Below are 26,559 nucleotides of genomic sequence, written 5' to 3'. Positions count from 1 at the left end.
ACTCTACCTTTTTCCCCAGTAAAATCACATGTAGTGCTCTTTATTCATGACATTACTGCTAGCTTTTAAGGTTTAGTTCTATTCTAGGACAAAAAATCAAACCCTTAAAAATCTCCCCTTCACTCAGTCATCTCCCCTATACCCACGTTTCAGAAATCGATTCCGTGAATTCTCATTTATAAGCAGACGATTGCCTACCAGTTCAGGTTAGCTATTAAAACTATAATTGCTATTTTAAGCCTTCTTTGCACGAATAGTTTGTGTAAGATCAATTCAACCAAATTACCATAAACCCAACAAGATGAAATCCAAGTATTGGAACCTGTTAGTTATTGTGATAGTGGCCTTAACGGTTGCTTCCTACCTTCTTTTATTTTCAGAACATCAAATCGAACCTAGTTTGGGATCAGTCCCCTATATATTTTGGACTGGCTTGTTGGTGACTATCCTGATTGTTTTTGCCACCTTTTTAGGTTCAAAATTATTTCCATACGAAGACCCTAAGAAGTCATGATCGGATGGTTAGTTTTCTTTTTTGGGATTTTCTTGGCCATGTTGGGATATGCTTCTTATAGGTCTTACAGGAAAAATAGAACTTCAGATGATTTTATTTTCGCAGGATCTAACATTGGCACCATACTCGGCTTTTTGACATTTTCAGCAGCCCTATTTTCAGCATTTACCTTTATGGGTATGCCTGATTTCTTCCGAACTCACGGGGTAGGCGCTTGGATTTTCTTGGCCCTTTCGGATGCTTTAATGGTATTTTTCTTGATTTGGTTTGGCTATGCTTTGAGAAAAAGAGCCACCATCAAGGGATATAAAGGAGTGGCTGGGTTGATAAAATCATGTTATGAAAATTCATTTGCCGGATATCTTGTTTTTGCTAGTGCTTTCTTATTTCTGATCCCTTATGTATCTATCCAAATCAGAGGAATCTCAATATTTCTAGACGCTGCATTTCCAGATATGCTTCCCTATTGGTCCTGGTCAGCAGTCTTAGTCTTTATCATGTTGATTTATTCAGAAATAGGGGGACTAAAAGCTATTGTATACAGTGATGCCATCCAGGGTGTGATCATGTTGGCCGTCATATGGATCATTGGTTTGACCTGTTTAAGTTTAGCAGGAGGGTTAGAAGATGGGATCGCAAAAGTGAGTGCGAGCAACCAAGACCTGTTATCCTTACCGGGACCCAATGGCCTTTTTTCCAGTCCGTTTTTAATAGCCTCTGCCATAGCCATTGTTCTAATTCCAGTTTCACAACCTCAGTTCACCACGAGATTGGTGGTTATGAAAAGTTTGAAATCTGTCCATAGAATGGCCTATGCAGTAGGAATCTTTGCGATTTTGGTAATCCTTCCTACCGCATTTATTGGACTCTATGGAGCCATTGAATATCCTGATGCAAATACCGCTGATTTCCTAAGCCAGGCATTGTTATTCGATCAAGCAGTTCCAGTTGCAGCACTTGCTGTTGTAGGTTTATTCGCTGCTTGTCTTTCTACAACCAATGCGCAAATTTTTGCATTAGGTACGGAGTTACGAAGCCTTTTGAATGGAACAGATCAGGCCAACATGCGAATAACAAAATTGTCCATATTGGCTTTTTCATTAATTGTACTGGTATTTTCCACCTACATGAGTGATGAATTGGTTCTCTTGGCAAGAGTGAGTTTTGCAGGGACTTCCATGATCGCACCTGTGGTATTAGGAGCTGTGATTTTCAGCCAACCTCCCAAAGCACTGATTGGACTTTCTACAGTAGCACTGATCTTTTTCATCTTGTCTATTTTAGGAATTGTCCCAGACAACTATTTCGGCTATCCATTAGATTTTCTGATGTATATAATCCTGTTTGTGTTTACCACAATCATCATGGTGAGTCACAAAAAAAAACCTAAAACAACAACATGAAGCTTGATTCAGAAATTCAAATACAAGACCTAAAAGCTCCTTTAGAAAAATTCTGGAAGCTTTCTGGTGAAAAAATCGAATTGATTGAAAAGTCCTTTGATCCAGCCAAAGGAGCACCGGTCTTTACAGAAAAAGGACAGTATGTGACCAGAGGATGGACTGAATGGACCCAAGGATTTCAATATGGTTCGGCAATTTTACAATTCGATGCCACTGGAGATGAAAAGTTCCTGAAAATAGGAAGGGAAAATACCCTTCATAAAATGGCACCGCACTTGACCCACACGGGGGTTCATGATCATGGTTTCAATAATGTCAGTACTTATGGAAACTTATTGAGGTTGATGAAGGAAGGAAAAATCCCTCAAAATGATTGGGAACAGAATTTCTATGAATTAGCCTTGAAAGCCAGTGGTGCAGTCCAAGCCATGCGCTGGACAAATATTCCCAGTGGAGGTTATATTTACTCTTTTAACGGCCCTCATTCATTATTTGTAGATACCATTCGCTCTTGCAGAGCTTTGGTGGTTTCCCATGCTTTGGGCCATGTATTGCAAGGCGAAAATGATCGGAGAATTTCCCTGATTCAGCGTGCCATTCAACACATCCTGAGCACCATCAACTACTCTATCTTTTATGGAAAAGGAAGAGATTCTTATGATGTTCCCGGTAGAACTGCCCATGAGATCATTTTCAATACCAACGATGGAAATTACAGATGCCCCAACTCCCAGCAAGGATACACAGGGTTCAGTACCTGGACCAGGGGATTGGCCTGGGCTATTTGCGGACTTGGCGAGACCTTAGAAATTCTGGATCAAATTGAGGAAAGCGATTATGCAATCATTATTTCTAAAAAGGCGCTCGTGGAGGAGTTATTGGAAGCGGCAAAAGTCACCTCTGAATTTTATATAAATAATACCCCTACCGATGGAATTCCCTACTGGGATACTGGTGCGCCTGGATTGGTTCATATGGGCGATTATTTAAATCAACCTTCCAATCCTTTCAACGAATTTGAACCGATCGATAGCTCCGCTGCCTGCATTGCAGCTCAAGGTCTTATCCGTATTGGAAATTTTATAAAATACTCAGAACCTGAACTATATGACAAATACACCAAAGCAGGACTTCAAGTAGCTCAGGCTCTCTTTCGGTCTCCCTATTTATCTGAAGACCCAGCTCATCAGGGATTGATTTTACATAGCATTTACCATCAACCGAATGGATGGGATTACCGGCCCGAAAAGAACAAAGCGCCCTATGGCGAATCATGTATGTGGGGGGATTACCATGCCAGAGAACTTGCATTATTGATTCAAAGGACTTTGAATCAGGAAACCTATTATAGCTTTTTCAACTGTATTCAAACATTATGAGTGAAGGAAAATACAAACCAGAATATCCGAGAGTTGCTCAACTGAAAACAGCTGAGATTTTCCGGGATTATCTAAAAAAAGAAAATATAGACCTCGATTTTGTAGAGGAGTTAAGTCAGGGAAATAATTCACCTTTTACCAGGCCCTACCAAACAAAGGCAGGGAATTCCATAGGCAATTCATTCTGTATCCTGCCCATGGAAGGTTGGGATGGTACAACTGATGGAAAACCCTCTGAATTGACCAAGAGAAGATGGAAAAACTTTGCGATCAGTGGGGCTAAATTACTTTGGGGATGTGAAGCAGTAGCTGTAAGACATGAAGGACGGGCCAACCCTAACCAACTACTTTTGAATGATCAAAATCTAAGTGAGTTTGAAGGGCTGTACCGCATGGTTGAAAAAGAGCATCAGGAAGCATTTGGAAACACCAACGATTTATTGACTGGACTTCAATTGACTCATAGTGGAAGGTTTTGCAAGCCTAACAGCAAAACCAAGATGGAACCAAAAATACTCTATCCCCACCCTATTTTAAATAAGAAATTTGGGTTGCCGGATGATTATCCAGTTATGACAGATGAGGATATTTCCTCCTTGATTGACGATTATATCAGTGCCTCCGTTAGGGCGCAAAAAGCTGGATTTAAGTTCGTGGATATCAAGCATTGCCATGGGTATTTAGGACATGAGTTTTTAAGTGCTTATGACCGTGAAGGGATTTATGGGAAATCTATCGAAAACAGGACCCGGTTTTTAAGAGAAATCGTTGCAGGAATTCGTTCGGAGGCTCCCGGACTTGAAATCGGAGTCAGAATGAGCATTTTTGACTGGGCTCCTTTTCAAGTAGGACCCGACGGAAAAGGAATTCCTTCCAGCCAAGGAAATTATGCATATGCCTTTGGTGGTGATTCCTCAGGAATTCATGAAGATTTAAGTGAGACATTTGAGTTTCTGGATGAATTAAAAAATTTGGGAATAGAATTAGTATGTACTACAGCAGGAAGCCCCTATTACAACCCCCATATTCAAAGACCTGCGATTTTCCCTCCATCCGATGGGTACAATCCTCCCGAGGATCCGTTACATGGAGTAGCAAGGCAAATTAAAGCAACAGCTGCAATCAAAGAGGCTTACCCTGAATTTTATGTCATTGGATCCGCCTATTCCTACCTTCAGGAATGGTTACCAAATGTGGGAGAGTTTGTTTTAAATGCTAAAATGGCTGATTCCATTGGATTAGGGAGGATGGTATTAAGCTATCCCGATTTACCAGCAGATATTTTGGCGGGAAATGACATGAAACGGCCTAAGATCTGTAGAACCTTCTCAGATTGTACCACAGCTCCTAGAAATGGGATCATTTCAGGCTGCTACCCATTAGATCCGTTTTATAAAAAGATGGAAGAACACGATCAACTTAAAGCTGCAAAAAACAAATGAAACCAGTTGCGTTAATTACGGGAGGTTCCCGGGGAATTGGATTAGGCATCGCCAAAAAACTTGCTGAAGCCGGATATGACTTGGGAATCAATGGTGTAAGACCTGAGTCTGACGCCAAAGAAAACTTAGATGCTTTAAAGTCTCTGGGTTCAAATGTGGTCTATCTCCAAGGAAATATTGCTGAGAAATCTGACCGTGAGGCCATTGTCCAAGGAATGAAAAATAATTTCGGTAAAATTGATGTGCTGGTCAACAATGCCGGAGTAGCCCCCAGAAACAGATGTGATGTCTTAGAGGTAACCGAAGAGGATTACGATCATTTAATGAACATCAATGAGAAAGGCACTTTTTTCTTGACACAGGAAATTGCCAAATGGATGTTGGAACTGAAAGACTCTCATCCAGATTGGGAAGGTTTCATCATCAATATCACCTCGGTCTCAGCAGCATTGGCATCCCCTACAAGGGCAGCATATTGCATGTCCAAAGCTAGTTTATCCATGTTTTCCAAAACCATGGCAGTTCGAATGGCCCCCCATGGAATTTCAGTTTATGAAATCCGACCAGGATTCGTGGATACAGACATGATTGAAAAAGTCCGTGCCACTTATTTGGAGTTGGTTAAGACCGGTGCGACCCTTGAACCTAGAATTGGCAAACCAGAAGATATTGGGAAGGTGGTAGCATCTTTGGTGAAGGGAGGATTCCCCTATTCAACAGGGCAAATCATCAATGTTGATGGAGGCTTAACAATCGAAAGAATGTAATCAATTTAAATTTATGGGGAAGGTTTTCCAAAATGGTATTCCTTCTTCAGTCACCCCTTCGATTCTTATTTTGATCTTACTCACCCCATTTGGAACATAGATTTTGAAGCTTGAACTAGTACCTTCAAGTTTGAAATTAGGGTTCCAATACAATGATGGTTTGGGTACTACAGACCTATTTAATGAGGGCTCATTCAAAAATGAATTGACTTCAGCAAAACCACGTATTGGAAATTTCTGAAAGCCTGTATCATTAAATTTCTTATCACTTGTCGCTGAAAACCTTTCTCCTCTTTTTGTTTCAATCATAATGACCCCCGCAAATCCAGCCAAACCAAATGAATTGGCATTGAGCGTATAAACTGCCATGGATAGTACTTCATCAGTGAGGATATTTTGAAGCACATCTTTAGCAGTTTCATCTTCATTGTAAGCATATCTTGCACCATCTAAAATTATAAGTGGCTCACCTTCCTCCAGTCCATAATTATAATTCCCCATAGCACCATTTCCGAACCGCATGCCAATTATTTGATCAAGAGTATTGCCAGGCCAATTGTCTAAGTCCTCTCGAGAGTAAACCTGGTCTGGCTCTCCATATCCATAGAATCGATCTGCAAGCGATTCGATTTTCTCATCCTCGGCAACAAACTCTTCAAGGAGAATATAGTCTTCGTAAGAATCATAATACATTTGACGATCATTGACCTGATAGATGCTATATCTCAATTTTGGGAAAGACCCTCGAACAAGAGGGCTGGTTTTTTCTTTCAGATGAATGCTTCCATATGCCTTCCCCCTCTCATCAAGAGCTGCGAATGAAAGCGTGTCCATTTCAAAAAAATACAATCCAGTGGCTCTAAAAAACCCGGTAGAATCTGTTTTAACTACCCCATAATCTGCCAAATCACCTCTTACAATGGTAATGGGATTGATATCCGGTTGGCGTTTTTTATCTTTTTCAAAATTCCCGGAAATTGAAATTCCATATTCTATATCGAATTTTGGAATCACTGAAAGCGGGTTCTTTTCCTCTTGGTTCATCCATTCATAGGCTTCAATGAAATTTGATTGTCCTTTCATATCTGAAACAAGTTCTGGGTTGGTTGCCGAAATCATCATTTCAGCATTTACCAGTTCATCAAGGGCATCTTTCATCGAAAGCTCCACCTCCAAAACTTGTTGATTCGACTCAAAATAGATGGAGTCCTTCATTTGAAATTCCAAATCACCCAAAAAATCAAACTGCTCTACTTCTTGACTTTCAATGTTTAGACCTTTGCCTAAAACAGGAAAAGCCCTCAAATAAAAATCTCTCTCAGGATAATTTCTCATCCATTCAGTATATGCCCTAATGAAATAATCTCCTTGTGGCAAGGAATCTGGTAAAGAAATTGAGCCTGAAAACCCACCATTTTCTATTGGATATTGATTTGATAATACCATCTCAGATCCTTCGCTGATAAGATCTACATGTAAAACTCTACTAAGGGTGTCCTGATAAAACTGATTTTTATAAAGCATCTTGCCTCCAAACCAAACCGTTTCTCCCGGATAATAATAGGGTTTGTTGGTCATCAAATAAGGAGACTCTCTTAGATTTTCCCATTTGTTGATCAATCCTTTAATCAAATCCACTTCTGCGGCAAGATTTTCAAAAGTTTCGGGAGGAAAATAATCATGTGGAAGAGACCGTCCCATTCTAGGGCGACCAATATAACCTGAGAGCACAACCTGTGTGGGGTGGATGGGAACTCCATTCCTGTCAATATCAAAATACCCCAACGGGGCTTCTACCCAACCAACTGGATGATAGATGTCCAGATAATAATCGTTTCTATAATTCTTTTTCAAAAAATGCACCTCCACTCTTTTTGGCCAAATGATTCTGAAATTCCCATTACGAAGGGGAATTCTTCTTATGGAATCTTGGGAAATAGGCACAATGGATTCACCTAATTCTATGGTGTAAGTATTGGTACGTCGACGATTCATTTGCTCAGGAAAGGTTTCGTAAAGATTAAACCCTTGTTCGGGTACTTGCTGAAGCAAAATAGATCTCATCAAATGCTTAATCGATCCCAGATAGCTGGTTTGTTTATTCAGAAGATATTCAGCTGATTGGGCACTATCTTTTGGAGTTTTGTTTTCAAAAAATGCAAGACCATAAAAAGTTGACTTATAATTGTAAAACTTATAATCCTGCAAATAGTAAGTGACTTTATAACCCAAGGCGTCATTTTCCAAAATCAAGGGCTCTTGAGCGCTTGCCTGAATGTAATTTGGACCTTTGTCGGGTTTAACTTTTTCAAATTCCAAAACCCAGGGATTGGATAGTTCTAATTTCCCAGCAATCGGATCATCAGGTAATGCTAAAAAGACATCTTGAAAACGTTTTAAGTTTCTTTCCCAGGGTTTATCTCTACGACTTTTAAGCTCAATTTCAGTTAATACGGATGCTAATGGATCCAATGCAAAATCCACAATTTTTTTTTCTCCTTCACCTATGGAGACCTCCATACTACTTGTGGAATAGCCAACAAATGAAGCAACTAATTGAAAGGTACCAGGCAAATCAGGTCTACTCAATGTATAACTCCCATCCTCATCGGTCGTGGTACCTATCGTAGTATTATTGATAAAAACATTGGTAAACTGAAGTGGTTCCTTCGTCCTTGAATCAATTACTTTCCCCCTTATTGTTTGGGCATTTACCTGCACCATAAACAAGACTAGAAAAAACAAAAATAAAACCTGTAAAGGCCTGAAAAGCATGGAAATTTTGGGATTTAACTAATTCCAATATAGCATTTCAAATTTATTTTTAAAGCATAAAAAAACCGCCATAAAAGGCGGTTTTGATGTTTAGTATCCTAATGTTTTCAACATACTTTCCTCTGTTTGATCCTCTCTAAAGAGTCTGTGGGTGACATTTCCTTGTTCATCCCGATCGATCAACACATGTTTTGGGGCAGGAATCAAGCAATGTTGAATTCCCCCATAACCTCCGAGAGATTCCTGATAGGCCCCAGTATGGAAGAAGCCTAAGTATTGTTTCTTACCATTATCTGGTTTCGGAAGATAAATATTGAATTGATGCGCTTCAGAATTATAATAATCCATACTATCACAAGTCAATCCACCCAAGTTGATGTTATGATAGGTTTCATCCCAGTTATTGATTGCTAGCATGATGTATTTTTGATTTAACCCCCAACTGTCCGGCAATTGAGTGATGAAAGAGCCATCGATCATGTACCAGAGTTCCTTATCATTTTGGAGTTTTTCATCCAATACAGAATATAGTACAGCGCCACTTTCTCCTACTGTAAATGAACCAAATTCAGTAAAAATATTTGGCTCTGTAGTATTGTTTTTGGCACACATCCATTTGATGTTTTTGACAATCTGATCAGCCATATACTGGTAATCATAATCGAAAAACACATTGGTCTTAATGGGCCAGCCCCCACCAATATCCATGGTATCCAAAGTAGGCGCCACTTTTTTCAAATCCACATATTTTTGGATAAATCGAGTCAATTCCGACCAATAATAGGCAGTATCCTTAATTCCCGAGTTGATGAAAAAATGAAGCATTTTCAAGCTGACCAAGGGATGGTCCTTGATCTTTTCTTCATACAATCGGATAATATCATTGTACCTCACCCCTAATCTAGAAGTATAGAATCCGAACTTGGGTTCCTCATCTGCGGCTATTCTAATCCCCACTTGGAACGGAACTTTGACGTGCTCTAGGTAATAATCTATCTCACTTAAATTATCCAGAATTGGCACGCAATTCACAAAGCCATCATTGAGCAATTCCGAAATGTATTGTTTATACAATTCTCTTTTAAAGCCATTACAAATGATATAGGTGTCTTTGGTGATTTTACCTTTAGCATATAAGCTTCTTACCAATGGGATATCAAAGGTGGAAGAAGTTTCAATATGGATATCATTCTTTAAGGCCTCATCCAGTACGAAACTAAAATGAGAGGACTTGGTACAGTAGCAATAGGTATATTTCCCTTGGTAATCATGCGCCTTAATCGCATTATTAAAATAGGTCTTCGCTTTCTGGATGTTTTCAGAAATTTTCGGAAGATAAGTGAGCTTTAGAGGGGTACCATATTCATTGATGATATCCATCATATTTACTCCATTAAAAAATAATTCATTGTTTTCAACATGGAACTCTTTGGTAGGAAAATCAAAAGTCTGTTGAATTAAATCAATGTATCTATTCATTCTTGACGCATTTAAACCGTGTTAGTCGAGTACAAAAATTGTTCTTTCTTGGAGATATTCAAATGAAAAAGGGACAAATCCAGATGGAATTGTCCCTTTAATTTATAAAATCCTGTATTTAATGTTTTTAATCTGCTAAAAGTGAAGAATGAAGCAAGCTTTGCTCTGCTCTAAACCTTTGCCTATTTTCTATAATTTCTTTCAGAACCTTTTTGAACCTCACTTCTTTTCTAAGTAGAGAAAGTACATTGGAAAAAAACTTTCCTACCTCAACTTCTTTCGTGGAATCGAATGAGAAGAAAATAGATTTTTCTTCATTGGAATAAGAAATGTCCAAACCATTCGGTTTTCCTAAACTGACCATTCCTTTGAAAAGTGGAAACAAAGAATCAAAGCCCTTTTCCAATTTGCACATACCCTGAATCCTATTTCCAGATCTTTGATTAAAGATCTTGACCATTTCCTGATGTCCAACGGAAATTTCTGAAAATTTTGATCTGCTTCCCAACGTAACCGACACGGGGCTAGAGGGAGCTAATGTTTGATAGGATACTGCACTCATTTGTTTGTCAGTTTTAATTTCTATGCTTCAAATGTAAAAGCTTTTTTATTATAATCCTATAATCCCTATTATTTTTATAGGGTTTATATGGTTAAAAATTATAACTGCCTGTTTTACAGATTTTTAAATTTAAAATAATTTTGACTTTTGAATAATTTTTATCGCCTTTTCTAATTCTTCATCCAATTTTGCAAAGCAAAACCGAAGGATCTTATGATCATTTTTATTTTTAAAAAAGACAGAAATCGGAATACTGGCTACTCCTATTTCCTTGGTCCATCGTACAGCCAAGTCAAAATCACTTTCTTTGCTTAAATGACCATAGGAAACCTGTTGAAAGAAACTGCCTTGGGCAGGGGTAAACAAGAGTTCAGTTTCCCTTAAGCCCTCACAAAACAAGTCCCGCTTCTTTTGATAAAAATCGGGTAGCTCTAAATAGTGATGTTCATCCTCTAAATATTCAGCAAGGGCATATTGCAAGGGAGTCGCTGTACTAAAAGTAACAAACTGGTGCACCTTTCGAAATTCTCTAGTCATTTCCTCAGGAGCCAAACAATAACCTATTTTCCACCCAGTCACATGGAAAGTCTTTCCAAATGATCCGCAAACAAAAGTACGCTCTTTAAGCACCGGATGTGTCATCATGGACAAATGCTTCCTACCATCAAAGGTAATATGCTCATACACCTCATCACTGATCACATAGATATCCTTATCTACAATAAGTTGAGCTAAATTTTCTAAATCCTCCTTGGTCCACATGTACCCAGAGGGATTATGGGGAGTATTGACCATGATCAATCTTGTTTTATCAGAGAGGGCATCCTTTACAGAATTCCAATGGATCGAAAAATCAGGAAGGTTTAAGGGAACATACACTGGAATTCCACCACATAATTTTATGGCTGGTGCATAACAATCATAAGCCGGTTCCAACAGGATTACTTCATCTCCGGGTTTTACAATTGAAGTAACCGCAGAATAAATGGCGTCAGTAGCTCCCGAAACAATAGTTACCTCCGATTCTGAATCATAGTCAACTCCATAAACTTTCTTCGTTTTCTCCACCAGCCTCTCTCTCAACAGGGGTACGCCACTCATGGGCGCATATTGGTTTTTTCCTTCCTTCATGTATTTGTAAACCAATTCAATTAAATGGGGATCACAATTGAATCCAGGATAACCTTGGGATAAATTAATGGCTTGATAGTCCGATGCCATTTTGGACATAATGGTAAAAATCGTTGTACCAACTTCCGGAAGCTTGGATTGTATAGGCATGAGATGGTTTATTGTTTCAGGATTTCTCAATATCGTGATATTGTACGAGATGAAAAGTCAATCTATTTAATTAAGCTTATTTTCTAAAGTTCCACATTCAACCTTTTTAAAGTTGAATTCAAAAAGGTCAAAAATTTTTATCCCAATTTTCACTAGTTTTACGGGCTTGAAATCCCCAAATAACTTGAAATTAAAAGTAAATGAGAGATATTAAATTAGTAGAAGTTAGGTCAGAACTTGCTGCAGGAACCCGAGGTGCAAGTATGGGAATAGATGCCTTAAAAGTGGCTAGCCTGGACTTAAAATCAGACTTTTTCACTCAATTTGATCCCATTAACGTTCCTGACGCCAATAATTACCTTTGGAAAGGAAATAAATTTCCACATGCCAAATATGCTGATGGTGTGTATCAGGTTTTAAAAAATGTCTACAGCACCATTGAATCTCTTAGAATGGAGAAAAAATTCCCTATCGTTCTTGCCGGTGATCATAGTACGGCTGCAGGCACCATTATGGGAATCAAAGCTGCTGACCCAAGCAAAAGATTGGGGGTTATTTGGATAGACGCGCATGCAGATCTTCACACTCCATTCACTACTCCTTCTGGAAACATGCATGGGATGCCTTTGGCAATGTGCGCTAGGATTGACAATATAGAATGCCAGGTCAACGAACCCTCAGAAGAGACCTTAGTTTATTGGAATAAAATAAAAAATATTGGGGGCGAATTCCCGAAAATCGATCTCCAGGATATAGTATTTATTTCTGTCAGGGACACAGAAAAACCTGAAGATCATCTGATCAAAGAATATGGAATCAAAAATTTTAAGACAAGGGAAGTCAGAGAGCAAGGAGTAGCTGCCATTGCCAAGCAAGCTTTGGACGTTTTAAAAGATTGTGATCAAATTTACATCTCTTTCGATGTAGATAGCCTGGACAGTTCTATTTCTGTGGGAACAGGGACTCCGGTAGCGGATGGTCTCACCGTGGAAGAAGCAATTCAATTGAATGCCGAATTAATAAAAGACAAAAGAGTTTGTTGTTGGGAAATTGTAGAGGTAAACCCTACCCTAGACTCTGAAAATAGAATGGCCGAAAATGCTTTTGAAGTCTTAGAAACTACTACCAAGTCTTTGGTGGATAATTTCTAGATTTGCAATAGAATTTATAATGTTAAAAAACTCGAGATAGGATGTTGGAATTTCCTCCACGAGAACTCTCCTCGTCCTATGTTAACCTTTGTGTAATGGAGTAACCCCAGTGGTTATTATTAAAAATGAATATACAAGAATCAATTATTAGCGGCATTCAGCTAGCTTTTCAGAATATTTACAATCACGATGTTTCAACGGAGCAATTAAGTTTGGCCCCCACCAGGAAAGAGTTTGAAGGAACCTATACGTTTGTTGTATTTCCCTATTTAAAAGTTACTCAATCAACTCCTGAAGCTACCGCAAATCAGATAGGAGAATATTTAAAAGCAAATGTTGCTGTGGTTTCTGGCTTCAATGTGGTGAAAGGATTCTTGAATCTTGAATTGAATCAGTTAATCTGGCTGGAAGTATTCAAGGAATTATATGCTAATAAAGACCTTGGGCAATTACCTGCCAATGGACAGAAAGTGATGGTCGAATATTCCTCGCCCAACACGAATAAACCGTTGCATTTAGGACATTTAAGAAATAATTTTTTAGGGTTTTCAGTGGCTGAAATCCTAAAGGCAAATGGCTATGAAGTCACCAAAGCCAACTTGGTCAATGATCGTGGCATCCATATCTGTAAATCCATGGTCGCTTATCAGCACTGGGGCAATGGAGAGACTCCAGACTCTTCTGGATTAAAGGGTGATCACTTGGCAGGAAAGTACTATGTGATTTTCGACAAAGAATACAAAAAGGAAATAGAAGGATTAGTTGCCTCTGGTCAATCTCAGGAGGAGGCAAAAAAGAATGCCCCCTTGCTTTTGGAAGCACAGGAAATGCTTAGAAAATGGGAAGCGAATGACGAGGAGGTAGTCACTCTTTGGAAACAAATGAACACCTGGGTTTATGATGGCTTTGCCAAAACCTATGAAAAAATGGGCGTCGATTTTGATAAATTTTATTACGAATCCGACACCTATCTTTTAGGGAAAGACATTGTGGAAGAAGGCCTGGAAAAAGGAGTCTTTTTCAAAAAAGAAAATGGTTCTGTTTGGGTAGACCTTACGGAGGAGGGCTTAGATGAAAAATTAGTCCTAAGAGGTGATGGAACTTCTGTGTACATCACCCAAGACATGGGAACTGCTGATTTGAAATACAATGATTTCAAGTTGGACAAATCAGTCTATGTGGTAGGAAATGAACAAGATTACCATTTTGATGTGCTCTTCAAAATCATGAGAAAACTAGGGCGTCCTTATGGCGATGGTTTATATCACTTGTCCTATGGAATGGTAGATCTACCTTCTGGAAAAATGAAATCCAGGGAAGGGACTGTCGTAGACGCTGATGATTTAATGCAGGAAATGGTGGATACAGCTGCACATCATACCAAAGAACTTGGAAAGATTGATGGATTTAATGAGCAGCAGGCAGAGGAACTTTATGAGACCTTGGGTTTAGGAGCTTTGAAATATTTCTTACTGAAAGTAGACCCTAAGAAAAGGATGCTGTTCAACCCACAGGAATCCATTGAATTTCAAGGAAATACCGGACCATTCATTCAATATTCCCATGCAAGGATCAAATCCATCTTACGAAAAGCTGAGCAAATTGGGGTAGACTACCAACACCCGGATTTTTCTGACATTTCCTCACTTGAAGAGTCAGAATCAAGTTTGATATTCTTATTGGGAGAATTCCATAAGAAAATAAAAATGGCTGGAGAAGAGTACTCCCCTGCGGTGATTGCCCAGTATTTATTTGATTTAGCGAAGGAATACAATCGTTTTTATGCAGACCTTCCTATATTTCATGAAAACAATCATTCCATTCTTGCCTTCCGGGTTGCATTATCAGCATTAACTGCTGCAACAATCAAGAAAGGAATGAGTTTATTAGGTATCAATGTACCAGAAAGAATGTAATATGAAAAAACTAGTATTTTTACTCGCACTTGTCACTCTTTTCTCTTGTCAAAGGACCCTTGAAAGACCTGAAGTCTTACAGGCTGGTTTTTTTACTCCTACCTCTATTCCTATGGAAAGCACGTTTTACGATTTTAAAATGAAGGATCTTGACGGCAAGGAAATTGACTTTAGCCAATACAAAGGTAAGAAGCTATTGATTGTCAATGTAGCATCCAAATGCGGCTATACCCCTCAATATGCGGCACTTCAGGAATTGAATGAGAAATATGGGGACAAGGTCCAGGTGTTAGGCTTTCCTGCCAACAACTTCGGTGGTCAAGAACCTGGATCCAATGAAGAAATAAAGAGTTTCTGCTCTGAAAATTATGGCGTTACTTTCCCGGTATTTGAGAAAATTTCGGTAAAAGGATTTGATAAGCATCCTTTGTACCGTTGGTTGAGTGATGAGAAAATGAATGGCTGGAACAACCAGGAGCCTACCTGGAATTTTTGCAAATACCTAATTGATGAGAAAGGCGAACTTCTTAAATTCTTTCCTTCAGCCGTAACACCTTTGGACGAAGAAATCCTAACAGCTATTGGAGCTTAATTTGAATTCAGTTTAGTGAAAACAGCAATACAAACAAAAAAAGAAGCCTGGCTGCACGCAGTCAGGCTTCGCACTTTACCATTAGCACTTGCCAGCATTTTTGCTGGATCGATTATCGCCGAATACATGGAAGTTTTCCGATGGGAAATTTTTGTTTTGGCCTCTTTTACCACCATATTTCTTCAAATCCTCTCAAACTTGGCCAATGATTATGGTGACACCATCAATGGGGCTGATCATCATGAGAGACAAGGACCAGTCCGAGCCGTACAGTCTGGAATCATTTCTTTGTCAGAAATGAAAACGGCTATGTATCTGTTTGGGGTATTGTCTTTACTTTCAGGCCTCCTCCTATTATTTTTTGCCGTTCAGAGCTGGACCTTATTCTTTGTATTTCTAGGCTTGGGATTGGCTTCCATTTGGGCTGCTATTTCATACACTTCAGGAAGCAACCCTTATGGCTATTTGGGTTTAGGAGATATTTCAGTCTTTCTGTTTTTTGGATTATTAGGAGTAATAGGCACTTATTTCCTGCATAGTATAAACTTTGATGCCCATGCGATTTGGATTGGACTATCCTTAGGTTTTTTCAGCACTTCGGTGCTTAATATCAATAACATTAGAGATATTGAATCCGATCAGAAAGCGGGTAAAAAGTCTATTCCAGTACGAATCGGTAGAAAAGCAGCTGTCATCTACAACTGGGTTTTGATCATTGCTGGATATGTTTCTCTTCTTGGGTTTTGCATATATACTAATAGTTGGGGAAGCTGTTTGGCTTTTGTAGCATTCCCATTGATGTTCAAAATCGGTATGAATGTAGCAAATGCTAAAACTTCCGAGGAAACTGATCCCAATTTGAAGAAAATGGCATTGGGAACCCTACTTTGGGTAATCCTGTTTGGGATTGGTTTACTTTTTTTATGAAAAGGAATGGATTTTCCTTATCCCCTTCTGATTTTTTAGCTAATTTGGGTAAACATTATCACTTTCCACTATGATCAAAGTACTCGTACCTTACGATTTTTCAGAACAGGCTCAAAATGCCCTGAATTTCACTACTGGACTCGCAGATAAAATTGAAGGAGTTCAAGTTGAAGTCCTTCATGTATTAGAAGTCCCTTACGTATCAAGTATCGGTACCATGGGAGGAGGAGAAGTGATTCCTGAAATGGAAAATCAAATTTTCTTCATTGAATTAATGGAGAGAAGGAAGAAACAAATCGCTGAATTAAAGGAAAAGTATAGCGGCAAAAATTTTGGGTTTGACGCAAAACTCAAACTAGGAAATGCCTTCAAAAGTATTTCTGAATCCATCCTTGAGGAAAACCCTGATCTTGTAGTAATGGGATCAAAAGGTTCTTCTGGAGTGGAAGAGGTCCTTATAGGAAGCAATACTGAAAAAGTGGTACGTACGGCTACCTGTCCAGTAATCACCGTAAAATCCCCTATTGACCCCTCTTCTTTCAAGAAAGTAGTCTTTGCCAGTGATTTCAAAGAAGACACCGATGAAATTGCTCGAAGAATGAAAAACTTGAAAACATTATTCGATGCTGAACTATATTTTGTGATTGTAAACACCCCTGCAGATTTTGAAACTACAAGAGATTCCATCAAACGCATTAAAATGTTTGTCAATAAATATGGGTTTGAAGGTGCCAAAGCGGAAATCTATAACTCACTTTCGGAGGAATCTGGTATCATTGAATTTGCAGAAGATATTGATGCTGATTTGATCGCAATGGCTACTCATGGTCGTACTGGATTCTTACACTTGATTACCGGTAGCATCGCAGAGGATGTGGTAAATCATGCTAAACGCCCTGTTTGGACGTTGAAAGTAAAATAAATAGCCAAAATTTAAATTTTAGCCTGTCCTAATGGGCGGGCTTTTTCATGTACCTATGGCAAAGCGAAATAACGACTGGAAGAAAAGAGATGGAGTCGTATACTCCACATCAGATGATTTTGAATACCAAGAGGAAGGAAGTGAGGAAATGGACACCTTGACTCCTGCTCAGCAAAACCTCAAAGTAATGCTGGACAAGAAAGCCAGAGCAGGCAAAAAGGTAACGTTGGTAGATGGATTTATTGGAACAGAAGATGATTTGAAAGAGCTCGGAAAGATGCTGAAGAATAAATGTGGAGTGGGTGGATCTGCAAAAGACGGGGAAATTCTGATTCAAGGAGACCACCGGGACAAAGTAGTCCAGATTCTTCAATCCTCAGGTTATAAAGCCAAAAAGTCTGGTGGATGATCGTTAGGTTCCGTTTTAATGAACAAAACCCTGATTTAATGAACAAAGCCCTGAATAATCAGGGCTTTTCTAGTTTTATTCATTTTGGGAACCACTTGGAATCTTAGGGATTCTACCTGCCTCCAAGATGGGTAAATTGGCTTCTGTAGGAATATATATCACCGTTTTATCTCCCAAATTCCTTTGTTGCCTCACCCATAAATATTGGATGTATTTTTCCGAAATCGATCCATTTTCAATTTTGATTGCTTCAGCGGCTCCTTTAGCCCGCTCTATTTCTGCTTGGGCATTCAGCTTTTCAGCCTCTAAGTTAGCCGCAGCCTCTTCAATCAAAATCCTTCTGTTTTGCTCAGCTTTGGCAAATTCTGCCCTTCCACTCATTTCTTGTTGCCAAACATTATACGTGGGACAACCCCACATCCCAAAACCTATCATGGCAAATTACATCCATGAAACGATGGTGCCAAAAAATATTGGCGTTCGTCTGTTTTCCATTTTATTACCGGGTTTTACCATGCCGCCCAAGGCAATTATCTATTGAAAGTTATAAGGAAATGCAGGGAAGATGGATGAGACTTCCATCATTTATTTTTTATTATTTGGGAAAGTGATGTTTCACTTTCAAAAACTGTTTTACAATTTGTCAGTTTCAATTCCATTCCTATATTTGCCAACGGAAATGAAAAACACTACTCAAAACATCGCTTTTTCTACTACTGCACATGCTGTGCAGCATCATTTCCATCATTCCTCCTGAGGAATATTTTTACATACCCGGTGAAGCCGATGATAGGGATTCCGCTTTTCACCAAAAATTATTTCAACCTTTTATTTCTTAGCGTAACTTGCCAACATGGAACAAATTATCCGTATTGCCGTGCAGAAAAGCGGCAGACTATCAGATGACTCTTTAGCACTTATCAAAGAGTGTGGAATCAAATTTTATAATGGAACAGGAAAGTTAAAATCCACTTCCACCAACTTTCCTATAGAATTCCTTTTTCTTAGAGATGATGACATCCCAGGCTATGTCGCCGATGGGGTCGCTGATCTAGGAATTGTGGGAGAAAATGAGCTGGTCGAAAAGGACAAAGATGTGCTCACTTTAAAAAAGCTAGGCTTTTCCAAATGCAGACTATCATTGGCTATTCCAAAAGGTCAGGATTATCCTGGACTGGAATTTTTCGAAGGTAAAAATATAGCTACCTCCTACCCTAAGATTCTTGGCGACTATTTGACCTCTAAAGGAATTAAGGCCGACATCCACGAGATCAGTGGTTCTGTTGAAATTGCACCGAGTATAGGTCTAGCAGAAGGTATTTGCGATATCGTAAGCTCAGGATCCACTTTGATGATGAATGGACTAAAAGAAGTGGAAGAAATTTTCAAATCTGAAGCCGTTTTAATTTCTAATCATGAGTTAAGCGAAGCAAAAAAGGCAATAGTAGATAAGCTATTGTTTAGAATGAATGCTGTCCAGAAAGGTAAAATCAGCAAGTACGTGCTGATGAATGTTCCCAATGAGTCAATTGATAAAATCATTAAATTGATCCCAGGGATGAGAAGTCCTACCATATTACCCTTGGCACAAGAGGGATGGTCATCAGTACATTCTGTATTAAATGAAGACACATTTTGGGAACATATTGAAGAATTAAGGGCTGCAGGAGCAGAAGGAATTCTAGTGGTTCCTATAGAAAAAATGATCCTCTAAAACAGGTAAAGAACTTTCCAAAAAGAAATTCCAATTCATGAAAATTCTTAAAAATCCAGATCCGGAAACTTGGTCGAAAGAACTGGCTCGTCCCGTTCAGAAAACGAAGCAAATCAATAAAACGGTAAAACCTATTTTTAGAAAGGTTAAGCGTAACGGGGATAAAGCGCTTATAAAATTTGCCTTAGAGTATGATCATGTACACCTAGATCAATTGCTCGCTTCTCAAGAAGAGATTAAAGCTGCTGAATTACTCCTTTCAGCAGAACTAAAGGAAGCTATTCAAGTGGCGAAAGGGAATATTGAACGATTTCACCAAGCACAGAAAAGTGAAGAATTAGTAGAGGAAGTAATGCCAGGAGTGGTATGCAAACGAAAAAGCATGCCTATTCAAAAAGTGGGTTTATATATTCCTGGAGGTACAGCTCCCCTATTTAGTACCGTTTTGATGCTTGGAGTTCCTGCTGTTATTGCTGGTTGCAAAGAAATCGTTTTATGTACGCCACCGGATCGTCATGGAGAAATCCATCCTGCCATCCTTTATACAGCAGACTTGATTGGAATTACCAAAATTATCAAGGCAGGAGGTGCACAGGCTGTAGCTGCCATGACCTTTGGTACCCATACAGTACCTAAAGTCGATAAGATTTTCGGACCAGGGAACCAGTATGTAACTGCAGCCAAACAATTGGCTACCAAATATGGAGTAGCCATTGACATGCCTGCTGGCCCTTCAGAAGTACTAGTTTATGCAGATAAAACTGCGGTTCCCTCCTTCGTCGCAGCAGATTTACTTTCCCAAGCAGAGCACGGGGTAGATAGCCAAGTAGTCTTGGTAACCAGTTCCGAGAAATTTGCCTACAAAGTCCTGAAAGAAATTGAGGTACAAGTGGAAGAATTACCCAGAAAAGACATTGCCTTGAAAGCGCTGAAAAATTCAAGAGCGGTCATTTTAAAGGATCAATCTGCGGCATTGGATCTGATCAATGAATATGCTCCAGAGCACTTGATCATATCTGTTGCCAATGAAGAGGAAGTAGTGGATGCCATTTACAATGCAGGCTCTATATTCATTGGAAATTTCACTCCTGAATCTGCAGGCGATTATGCTTCGGGCACAAATCACACCTTGCCCACCTATGGTTTTGCAAGGAATTATAGTGGAGTATCTCTAGATAGTTTCATCAAAAAGATGACCTACCAGAAGATCACGGAAGAAGGGCTCAAAAAATTAGGTCCTACCATTGAAGTGATGGCTGAAAATGAATTGTTAGATGCCCACAAAAATGCGGTTTCAATCCGTCTTAATTACCTGAAAAGCAAGAAAATATGAACTTCGACCTAACCAAACTACTTAGGCCTCATATTGCTGAATTACAGCCTTATACATCTGCCCGGGATGAGTATACAGGGAAGATTGGGGTGTTTTTAGATGCCAATGAAAATCCATATGGCTCTATCACGGATCAAGATTACAATCGATATCCTGACCCTTACCAGCAAGAGTTAAAAGAGAAAATTTCAGAAATCAAGAAAGTGGATCCCTCTCAAATTTTCTTGGGAAATGGTTCAGATGAAGCGATTGACCTATTGTTTAGGGCATTTTGCAACCCTGGAAAAGATAATGTGATCCTGCTCCCTCCAACCTATGGAATGTATGAGGTAAGCGCATCTATTAATGATATTGAAACCAGGAAAGTTGCTCTTACCTCTGATTTTCAACTTCAACCTGAAAAGATTATTGGAGCTACGGATGAACACAGCAAAATTATATTTGTATGCTCACCTAATAATCCCAGTGGAAATAAATTGAAAAGGGAAGAAATCAGATTCCTTTTGAAAAATTTCAATGGGGTTGTTGTGGTCGATGAGGCTTATATCGATTTCAATGACGAGCCAAGCTTTACGACAGAATTAGAGGAATTCCCAAATCTCTTGGTTATCCAAACTTTCTCCAAAGCTTGGGGACTTGCTTCTCTGCGTTTAGGGATGGCCTTTGGTTCAAAAGAGATCATCCGGATACTCAACCGCATTAAGCCACCTTATAATATTTCCGGCCTTACCCAAGAAACAGTGCTGAGGGCAATGGATAATTATGGGAAAGTCCAAAAAATGATTCGAGAGATCCTTAGCGAACGTGAATTTCTAAAGGAAAAATTGGGGCAGCTTCCTTTCATCCAACACATTTTCCCTTCTCATGCCAATTTCTTATTGGTAAAAATGCCTCATGCCACTGAAGTTTACAATGAGTTAATTGAGCAAAAAGTGATTGTCAGAAACCGGTCTAAGGTTCTATTATGCGAAGATTGCTTGAGAATATCGGTAGGAACCAGAAGTGAAAATGAAGCTTTTATACAGGCCTTGAAAAAGGTGGCATCAAAAACAGTTTAAACCTATTTATTCCTTTCATGAAAAAGAAAGTATTATTCATAGATCGAGACGGAACGATCATCAAAGAACCACCAACCGACTTTCAAGTTGATAGTTTAGAAAAGCTTGAATTCTTACCCAAAGCCATTTCTAATCTTAGGAAAATTGCCGAAGAAACGGATTATGAATTGGTGATGGTCACCAACCAAGATGGCTTAGGTACGGACTCTTTTCCTGAAAACACCTTTTGGCCTGCACAATACAAGATGTTGAAAACCTTGGAGCAAGAAAATATCTTCTTCTCTGCAATCCACGTGGACCGTACTTTCGAACATGAAAATGCAGAGACTAGAAAGCCAAGAACTGGCCTACTTCAAGACTATTTTTCAGAAGAATATGACCTGGCAAACAGTTATGTGATAGGAGACCGGATCACAGATATTCAATTGGCGGTTAATTTGGGAGCAAAAGCAATTTATATTGGCGAAAACCATGATCAAGCAGCCTTAAGCACTAAGGATTGGGACCAAATTTACGCCTTCCTTAAAATGCCTCCCAGAACTGCAGAAATTAGAAGAACCACTTCTGAAACTGATATCTATATCAAACTTAATCTTGATGGTTCAGGTCAATGTGATATTTCTACTGGCTTACATTTTTTTGACCACATGCTGGAACAACTGGGAAAACATGGAAGCACCGACTTAGAAATAAAAGTCAAAGGTGATCTTCATATCGACGAGCATCATACGATAGAAGATACCGCTTTAGCCCTTGGCGAAGCCTATTTGAAAGCACTAGGCGATAAAAAAGGAATATACAGATATGGTTTTCTTCTTCCGATGGATGATGTACTTGCACAAGTAGCCATTGACTTTGGTGGAAGACCTTGGATCGTTTGGGATGTAGCGTTTAAACGAGAAAAAGTTGGTGACATGCCTACAGAAATGGTCTATCATTTCTTTAAATCCTTTTCTGACACTTCTAAATGTAACTTGAATATAAAAGCAGAGGGGGATAACGAACACCATAAGATTGAAGCTATTTTTAAAGCGATGGCAAGAGCAATCAAAATGGCAGTCACCAGAGATGCTCGAAACATCAATCAATTACCTAGTACCAAAGGAGTCCTTTAACACTCAAGTATTTAGGTCAAACTTTATTTCAAAGGATTAGGAAAAATTCACAATAAAAATTTTTTCTAGTCCTATTTTTTTGTTTCATTTAGTTATGAAACGATTTTTACATATTTTGACTATTTTATTAGTAGTTATTGGCATCAGCTCTTGCTCGAATGATTTTCAAAAAATTGAAAATTTATATCAAGATGAGGATTATGAAGCAGCAATAGAAGAGTTGGATAGTTATCTTTTCTTCCATGTCACCGACCTGAAGGCCTTTCATTTAAGAGCGAGAAGCTACGAGGAATTAGGCAATATCCCCATGGCAAAAAAAGACTATGAGCGAATCATAGCCATGGATGATGAATATGCCCAAGCCTATGCTGGTATGGGGAAATTAATATTTGAAGAAGGGAATTATGACTTAGCGGAGTCTTATTTACTTCGTGCAGCTTCCTTAGATCCCAAGGACTTTGACATTATCTATTTGTTGGGAAGGGCCCAGCTGATGACAGAAAAGTATGCGTCTGCAGAAAATTTCTTTAAAATGGCGATTGAACTCAATCCTGAATTCCCCAAGGTCTATTTCTATGAGGGAATGGCTCGAGCGATGCGAGGAGATGTGTTAGGCTGCGCAGTTTCCTTCAATAAGTATGTTCAGTACGAACCAGACCAAATTGTAGGAAGATATAATAGAGGATTTGCATTGATGAGAGCTGGATATATAGGATATGCACTCGAAGACTTTGAAGAAATCTTGAGGACAAACCCTAATCATGTGGAAGCCCTGGCGAAAAAAGGATACTGCTTGGCAAAAATGGGAAATCCTGAAGGCTGCCAACTATTACAAGAGGCCGCCTTCAAGGGAAGTGAGTATGCGCAGAATCAACAAGAAGTTTGTGTTTAACCCAACCTTTGGATCAAGGCCTTTTTATAGTTTGGAATGGCGGAAGGATTGGAATCCAAAAACAAATACGGTTCAATCAATTCAAGCTCCATTAAATAAAACGCTCCATTGATTTCTACTCCATCCACCCTTGCGTAGAGACTATCTGATGCAAATTGATCTACCAAGGTCTTTGCTGCCTTTCTCATGTTGCCACTTGGTGTGATTGATTTTATTGCTCCTCCAAAATAATGTTGGACCCGAAAATCTCCGGAAGCTGGAGTTTTCAGTACAGCATGTGAAAACTCCCCATTAAAAAACAACAAAGAATACTCTCCCACTTCTGCCACTTCCTTGACATAGGGTTGAATCAAGAAATCCTCATCTTGGGCTAATTGTTGGATTTTTCCTTCAAACTTATCCCATTGAGAACTAGGAATTTTCATGGTGTTTTTTGCTCCCCCACTTACCATAGGTTTGACTACCCAATCTCCTGTTCCTAAAGATTTATGAATCTCATCAAATGAAATCTTCGTTCCTTTTTTTAAAGTAAATCCTGAAATGACAGGAAACCCTTTCTCCTTTATCTCTGCTAAATAACCTTTGGTAGAATTCCATAAAATAGTATCCAGATTATTTAATACTTTGATATTCAGTTTTTTGACATGATTTATCCAATTCAAAAATTCAGGATAATAATCAAAATAATCCCAGGTGGATTTGATTAAAAGTGTTTCATATTTACTCCAATCTACTTGTTTATCAGACCAAGGAACGATCTCATGTTGCATTTTCAACTCAGTTAAAATAGAGGAAAGGATTTTATCCTCATCAACTGTATTGGAATCATAAGAACCAATGGAGACGTAACTAACAATCGCGATCATGGAATAGTAATATTTTTCACGAAAATACACTTTAACCAAAATTATTTAGTTCATTTCTTCTTAAATCAACCCTAAACCTTACTTTTGAGCTTTATTACCCCAAAGATGCACCGGAAGCTAGTAATTATCCCAACCTATAATGAGATTGAAAATATCCAGGAAATGATCCATTCTATCATGGGTCTGGAAGGGGATTTTGAGTTATTGATTATTGATGATGGCTCACCTGATGGTACAGCCAAAGTGGTTAAAATCAACCAAATCAATTACCCAAAAAGATTACACCTGATCGAGAGAAAGGGGAAATTAGGCTTAGGTACAGCTTATTTGAAAGGTTTCGAATGGGCACTTTCCAATGATTTCGATTTTATTTTTGAGATGGATTGTGATTTTTCACATAATCCATATGATTTAATTCGCTTGTATCTAGCCTGCCAAAACAGAGAATTTGATATGGCCATAGGATCCAGGTATATTACCGGAGTGAATGTGGTCAATTGGCCTATAGGAAGAGTTTTGATGTCCTATTTTGCCAGTGTTTACGTTAAATTCATTACAGGTCTGCCGATCAAAGATGCTACTGCAGGTTTTAAATGTTACCACAGATCTGTATTGGAAGGCATTAATTTAAAAGAGGTGAAATTCATTGGATATGCCTTCCAGATTGAAATGAAATTTACCGCCTGGAAATTAGGCTTCAAACTAATAGAAGTCCCGATCATCTTCACGGATCGTACCAAAGGCACTTCCAAAATGAGCTCAGGAATATTTAAAGAAGCTGTTTTTGGAGTAATTTGGATGAAAATTAAAAGTATTTTTTCTCCTTACCGGCTCAATCAAAGCGAATCGATTTGATCGGGTCAACCCTCGAAATAACCATCACCGGAATAAAGAGTACCACAGCGGTGAGCACCGTAATACCCAAATTGATCAATAAAAATAAAGGCCAATTCCATTCTATGGGCACATAGGACATGTAATAACTGGCAGGATCAAGAGGAATTAATTTGAATTTATCCTGTAATACCCCAAAGCCTAAGCCTATTGCATTTCCAATGAGTAATCCCCTCAAGAGAATGTTAATCCCATTCCAGAAAAAGATTCGTTGAATCTGCTTGTTGGCCGCTCCAATTGCTTTCAACAAGCCTATCATCTGGGTTCGCTCCATGATCAAGATAAAAAGGATTGCCCCCATATTGAATATTGCAACAAAGGCTATCAGCCCCACAAAGACGTAGACATTGGTATCCAAAAGGGTCAACCAATCAAAAATCTCCAAGAATTTATTTTTGCTGGCAATCAGCTTCAAATCAAAATCCATGATCTGTTCCAGCTCTGGAGTATACTGATCTATATTTTTTGAATCATCCACAAAAACCTCGAGTCCCCCCACTTGATCTTTCTCCCAACCATTCAGGTTTCTGATGGTCTGCAATTCTCCAATAATTATCTTATCGTCAAAATTCTCTAAATAAGTTTCAAAAATACCCACTACTTCTACCCTTCTAAACCTTGGAGGGTCCTGGACAAAATACAGCGTCACTTTATCCCCTACTTTAAGTAAAAGTTTATTTGCAATTACTTTACTCAAAATCACCTCATTACTGGTACCCTCGTCAGGAATGCGCAGCATTCGTCCTTCTTTCAAATATTTCTTAAAGGAAAGCGTATCAAAATCCTGCCCCACTCCTTTTACCAAGATTCCTTCAACTTCATTTTCTCCTTTGATCAGCGCGGCTTTATGGGCAAAAGATTCAATTCTCTGAACAAAAGGTAACTGGCCGTATTCTTGCGCAAATTCACTGTTCAGGGAAAAGGGTGCCTCTTCAAAGGCATTGCTCATGGTAAAACGTTGCACCTGATAATGCCCCGTAAACCCGTATACTTTATCTGAGACAGTTTGTTGAAAACCTCCCAGAACCATAAAGGAAAGCAAAGAAACAGCCAAGCCAATTGCTAAACTGCCCACTGCTATTTTATGGATAGTTGCTGAGAATCCTCCAGCTCTTTTAAAGCTGATTCTTTTAGCAATGAAATAGGAAAGGTTCAATGGACTGCTTTA

Annotated in this window: 24 protein-coding genes; 17 read left to right on the top strand and 7 right to left on the bottom strand. The window is 38.9% G+C overall.

Annotation, left to right across the window (positions count from 1 at the left end; all coding sequences use genetic code 11):
* Nucleotides 1–301 precede the first annotated feature (301 nt).
* Genes BUR11_RS05700 through BUR11_RS05680 form a run of 5 tightly spaced genes read left to right on the top strand, consistent with a single transcriptional unit; the run spans nucleotide 302 to nucleotide 5,505 of the window.
* A complete protein-coding gene (locus tag BUR11_RS05700; RefSeq protein WP_074223826.1) occupies nucleotides 302–514 on the top strand; it encodes a hypothetical protein in 213 nt (70 codons plus the stop codon).
* The gene (locus BUR11_RS05695; protein WP_074223825.1) at nucleotides 511–1,917 is read left to right on the top strand and encodes a sodium:solute symporter family protein; all 1,407 of its coding nucleotides are present in this window, start codon (nucleotides 511–513) and stop codon (nucleotides 1,915–1,917) included. Before BUR11_RS05700 ends, BUR11_RS05695 begins: the two co-directional genes overlap by 4 nt.
* Nucleotides 1,914–3,296 (top strand): glycoside hydrolase family 88 protein, encoded by a 1,383-nt coding sequence (locus BUR11_RS05690; RefSeq protein WP_074223824.1) that lies wholly within the window; start codon nucleotides 1,914–1,916, stop codon nucleotides 3,294–3,296. The genes BUR11_RS05695 and BUR11_RS05690 overlap by 4 nt, the downstream gene beginning before the upstream one ends.
* Entirely contained in the window at nucleotides 3,293–4,738 is a 1,446-nt protein-coding gene (locus tag BUR11_RS05685; RefSeq protein ID WP_074223823.1) for an oxidoreductase, read from the top strand. The genes BUR11_RS05690 and BUR11_RS05685 overlap by 4 nt, the downstream gene beginning before the upstream one ends.
* Complete coding sequence (locus BUR11_RS05680) at nucleotides 4,735–5,505, top strand: 3-ketoacyl-ACP reductase (RefSeq protein ID WP_074223822.1); 771 nt, start codon at nucleotides 4,735–4,737, stop codon at nucleotides 5,503–5,505. Before BUR11_RS05685 ends, BUR11_RS05680 begins: the two co-directional genes overlap by 4 nt.
* Here BUR11_RS05680 and BUR11_RS05675 read toward each other — a convergent pair whose 3' ends face one another.
* The 4 genes from BUR11_RS05675 to BUR11_RS05660 all read right to left on the bottom strand — a co-directional run bounded on the left by BUR11_RS05675 (nucleotide 5,506) and on the right by BUR11_RS05660 (nucleotide 11,602).
* The gene (locus BUR11_RS05675) at nucleotides 5,506–8,280 is read right to left on the bottom strand and encodes a carboxypeptidase-like regulatory domain-containing protein (protein WP_084560864.1); all 2,775 of its coding nucleotides are present in this window, start codon (nucleotides 8,278–8,280) and stop codon (nucleotides 5,506–5,508) included.
* A gap of 90 nt (nucleotides 8,281–8,370) precedes the next feature.
* Complete coding sequence (locus BUR11_RS05670; RefSeq protein WP_074223820.1) at nucleotides 8,371–9,759, bottom strand: arginine decarboxylase; 1,389 nt, start codon at nucleotides 9,757–9,759, stop codon at nucleotides 8,371–8,373.
* 127 nt (nucleotides 9,760–9,886) lie between these two features.
* Nucleotides 9,887–10,321, bottom strand: a complete 435-nt coding sequence (locus tag BUR11_RS05665) for a hypothetical protein (RefSeq protein ID WP_074223819.1) — start codon at nucleotides 10,319–10,321, stop codon at nucleotides 9,887–9,889.
* Nucleotides 10,322–10,450: 129 nt separating this feature from the next.
* Nucleotides 10,451–11,602 (bottom strand): methionine aminotransferase, encoded by a 1,152-nt coding sequence (locus tag BUR11_RS05660; protein ID WP_074223818.1) that lies wholly within the window; start codon nucleotides 11,600–11,602, stop codon nucleotides 10,451–10,453.
* A 200-nt stretch (nucleotides 11,603–11,802) separates the two neighbouring features.
* Here BUR11_RS05660 and BUR11_RS05655 point away from each other — a divergent pair, with 200 nt between their 5' ends.
* From BUR11_RS05655 to BUR11_RS05630, 6 genes are all read left to right on the top strand, one after another.
* On the top strand, nucleotides 11,803–12,753 hold the full coding sequence (locus BUR11_RS05655; protein ID WP_074223817.1) for an arginase: 951 nt from the start codon (nucleotides 11,803–11,805) through the stop codon (nucleotides 12,751–12,753).
* 125 nt (nucleotides 12,754–12,878) lie between these two features.
* A complete protein-coding gene (gene argS, locus BUR11_RS05650) occupies nucleotides 12,879–14,669 on the top strand; it encodes an arginine--tRNA ligase (RefSeq protein ID WP_074223816.1) in 1,791 nt (596 codons plus the stop codon).
* Nucleotide 14,670: 1 nt separating this feature from the next.
* Nucleotides 14,671–15,261, top strand: a complete 591-nt coding sequence (locus tag BUR11_RS05645) for a glutathione peroxidase (protein ID WP_074223815.1) — start codon at nucleotides 14,671–14,673, stop codon at nucleotides 15,259–15,261.
* A gap of 15 nt (nucleotides 15,262–15,276) precedes the next feature.
* Nucleotides 15,277–16,188 (top strand): 1,4-dihydroxy-2-naphthoate polyprenyltransferase, encoded by a 912-nt coding sequence (locus tag BUR11_RS05640; protein ID WP_074223814.1) that lies wholly within the window; start codon nucleotides 15,277–15,279, stop codon nucleotides 16,186–16,188.
* Between the two features lie 70 nt (nucleotides 16,189–16,258).
* Nucleotides 16,259–17,110 carry a universal stress protein gene (locus BUR11_RS05635; protein ID WP_074223813.1) on the top strand — a complete coding sequence of 284 codons (852 nt, stop codon included), beginning with the start codon at nucleotides 16,259–16,261 and terminating at the stop codon, nucleotides 17,108–17,110.
* Between the two features lie 55 nt (nucleotides 17,111–17,165).
* Nucleotides 17,166–17,519, top strand: a complete 354-nt coding sequence (locus tag BUR11_RS05630; protein WP_074225131.1) for a translation initiation factor — start codon at nucleotides 17,166–17,168, stop codon at nucleotides 17,517–17,519.
* A gap of 75 nt (nucleotides 17,520–17,594) precedes the next feature.
* Here the strand turns inward: BUR11_RS05630 and BUR11_RS05625 are convergent, their stop codons facing one another.
* Nucleotides 17,595–17,954, bottom strand: coding sequence for a hypothetical protein (locus BUR11_RS05625; RefSeq protein ID WP_074223812.1), 360 nt, complete (start codon nucleotides 17,952–17,954; stop codon nucleotides 17,595–17,597).
* Between the two features lie 418 nt (nucleotides 17,955–18,372).
* Here BUR11_RS05625 and hisG point away from each other — a divergent pair, with 418 nt between their 5' ends.
* From hisG to BUR11_RS05595, 5 genes are all read left to right on the top strand, one after another.
* Complete coding sequence (hisG, locus tag BUR11_RS05615) at nucleotides 18,373–19,233, top strand: ATP phosphoribosyltransferase (protein WP_074223810.1); 861 nt, start codon at nucleotides 18,373–18,375, stop codon at nucleotides 19,231–19,233.
* Between the two features lie 37 nt (nucleotides 19,234–19,270).
* Nucleotides 19,271–20,566 carry a histidinol dehydrogenase gene (hisD, locus tag BUR11_RS05610; RefSeq protein WP_074223809.1) on the top strand — a complete coding sequence of 432 codons (1,296 nt, stop codon included), beginning with the start codon at nucleotides 19,271–19,273 and terminating at the stop codon, nucleotides 20,564–20,566.
* Nucleotides 20,563–21,624, top strand: a complete 1,062-nt coding sequence (gene hisC, locus BUR11_RS05605; RefSeq protein WP_074223808.1) for a histidinol-phosphate transaminase — start codon at nucleotides 20,563–20,565, stop codon at nucleotides 21,622–21,624. The genes hisD and hisC overlap by 4 nt, the downstream gene beginning before the upstream one ends.
* 17 nt (nucleotides 21,625–21,641) lie before the next feature.
* Complete coding sequence (hisB, locus tag BUR11_RS05600; RefSeq protein ID WP_074223807.1) at nucleotides 21,642–22,739, top strand: bifunctional histidinol-phosphatase/imidazoleglycerol-phosphate dehydratase HisB; 1,098 nt, start codon at nucleotides 21,642–21,644, stop codon at nucleotides 22,737–22,739.
* Between the two features lie 94 nt (nucleotides 22,740–22,833).
* A complete protein-coding gene (locus BUR11_RS05595; RefSeq protein WP_074223806.1) occupies nucleotides 22,834–23,631 on the top strand; it encodes a tetratricopeptide repeat protein in 798 nt (265 codons plus the stop codon).
* Here BUR11_RS05595 and BUR11_RS05590 read toward each other — a convergent pair.
* The gene (locus BUR11_RS05590) at nucleotides 23,628–24,497 is read right to left on the bottom strand and encodes an ATP-grasp domain-containing protein (RefSeq protein WP_074223805.1); all 870 of its coding nucleotides are present in this window, start codon (nucleotides 24,495–24,497) and stop codon (nucleotides 23,628–23,630) included. The two genes, BUR11_RS05595 and BUR11_RS05590, sit on opposite strands and share 4 nt — an antisense overlap.
* 105 nt (nucleotides 24,498–24,602) lie before the next feature.
* Between BUR11_RS05590 and BUR11_RS05585 the strand changes: the two genes are divergently transcribed.
* On the top strand, nucleotides 24,603–25,352 hold the full coding sequence (locus BUR11_RS05585) for a polyprenol monophosphomannose synthase (RefSeq protein WP_074223804.1): 750 nt from the start codon (nucleotides 24,603–24,605) through the stop codon (nucleotides 25,350–25,352).
* Here the strand turns inward: BUR11_RS05585 and BUR11_RS05580 are convergent.
* A complete protein-coding gene (locus tag BUR11_RS05580; RefSeq protein ID WP_074223803.1) occupies nucleotides 25,330–26,547 on the bottom strand; it encodes an ABC transporter permease in 1,218 nt (405 codons plus the stop codon). The two genes, BUR11_RS05585 and BUR11_RS05580, sit on opposite strands and share 23 nt — an antisense overlap.
* Nucleotides 26,548–26,559: the final 12 nt, after the last annotated feature.

Origin of the sequence: Algoriphagus halophilus, from assembly GCF_900129785.1 — a bacterium.
GTDB classification, from domain to species: Bacteria; Bacteroidota; Bacteroidia; order Cytophagales; family Cyclobacteriaceae; genus Algoriphagus; species Algoriphagus halophilus.
This window is presented reverse-complemented; position numbering and strand designations above follow the sequence as displayed.

Excerpts from the sequence above, each read along its gene's own strand:
- BUR11_RS05595 (WP_074223806.1), top strand. The coding sequence starts at position 22,834 with ATGAAACGATTTTTACATATTTTGACTATTTTATTAGTAGTTATTGGC.
- BUR11_RS05585 (WP_074223804.1), top strand. The coding sequence starts at position 24,603 with ATGCACCGGAAGCTAGTAATTATCCCAACCTATAATGAGATTGAAAAT.
- BUR11_RS05655 (WP_074223817.1), top strand. The coding sequence starts at position 11,803 with ATGAGAGATATTAAATTAGTAGAAGTTAGGTCAGAACTTGCTGCAGGA.
- hisB (WP_074223807.1), top strand. The coding sequence starts at position 21,642 with ATGAAAAAGAAAGTATTATTCATAGATCGAGACGGAACGATCATCAAA.
- BUR11_RS05635 (WP_074223813.1), top strand. The coding sequence starts at position 16,259 with ATGATCAAAGTACTCGTACCTTACGATTTTTCAGAACAGGCTCAAAAT.
- BUR11_RS05665 (WP_074223819.1), bottom strand. The coding sequence starts at position 10,321 with ATGAGTGCAGTATCCTATCAAACATTAGCTCCCTCTAGCCCCGTGTCG.
- BUR11_RS05660 (WP_074223818.1), bottom strand. The coding sequence starts at position 11,602 with ATGCCTATACAATCCAAGCTTCCGGAAGTTGGTACAACGATTTTTACC.
- BUR11_RS05590 (WP_074223805.1), bottom strand. The coding sequence starts at position 24,497 with ATGATCGCGATTGTTAGTTACGTCTCCATTGGTTCTTATGATTCCAAT.
- BUR11_RS05670 (WP_074223820.1), bottom strand. The coding sequence starts at position 9,759 with ATGAATAGATACATTGATTTAATTCAACAGACTTTTGATTTTCCTACC.
- BUR11_RS05695 (WP_074223825.1), top strand. The coding sequence starts at position 511 with ATGATCGGATGGTTAGTTTTCTTTTTTGGGATTTTCTTGGCCATGTTG.
- BUR11_RS05680 (WP_074223822.1), top strand. The coding sequence starts at position 4,735 with ATGAAACCAGTTGCGTTAATTACGGGAGGTTCCCGGGGAATTGGATTA.
- BUR11_RS05645 (WP_074223815.1), top strand. The coding sequence starts at position 14,671 with ATGAAAAAACTAGTATTTTTACTCGCACTTGTCACTCTTTTCTCTTGT.
- BUR11_RS05625 (WP_074223812.1), bottom strand. The coding sequence starts at position 17,954 with ATGATAGGTTTTGGGATGTGGGGTTGTCCCACGTATAATGTTTGGCAA.
- BUR11_RS05685 (WP_074223823.1), top strand. The coding sequence starts at position 3,293 with ATGAGTGAAGGAAAATACAAACCAGAATATCCGAGAGTTGCTCAACTG.
- hisD (WP_074223809.1), top strand. The coding sequence starts at position 19,271 with ATGAAAATTCTTAAAAATCCAGATCCGGAAACTTGGTCGAAAGAACTG.
- BUR11_RS05675 (WP_084560864.1), bottom strand. The coding sequence starts at position 8,280 with ATGCTTTTCAGGCCTTTACAGGTTTTATTTTTGTTTTTTCTAGTCTTG.
- BUR11_RS05700 (WP_074223826.1), top strand. The coding sequence starts at position 302 with ATGAAATCCAAGTATTGGAACCTGTTAGTTATTGTGATAGTGGCCTTA.
- hisC (WP_074223808.1), top strand. The coding sequence starts at position 20,563 with ATGAACTTCGACCTAACCAAACTACTTAGGCCTCATATTGCTGAATTA.
- BUR11_RS05630 (WP_074225131.1), top strand. The coding sequence starts at position 17,166 with ATGGCAAAGCGAAATAACGACTGGAAGAAAAGAGATGGAGTCGTATAC.
- BUR11_RS05690 (WP_074223824.1), top strand. The coding sequence starts at position 1,914 with ATGAAGCTTGATTCAGAAATTCAAATACAAGACCTAAAAGCTCCTTTA.
- argS (WP_074223816.1), top strand. The coding sequence starts at position 12,879 with ATGAATATACAAGAATCAATTATTAGCGGCATTCAGCTAGCTTTTCAG.
- hisG (WP_074223810.1), top strand. The coding sequence starts at position 18,373 with ATGGAACAAATTATCCGTATTGCCGTGCAGAAAAGCGGCAGACTATCA.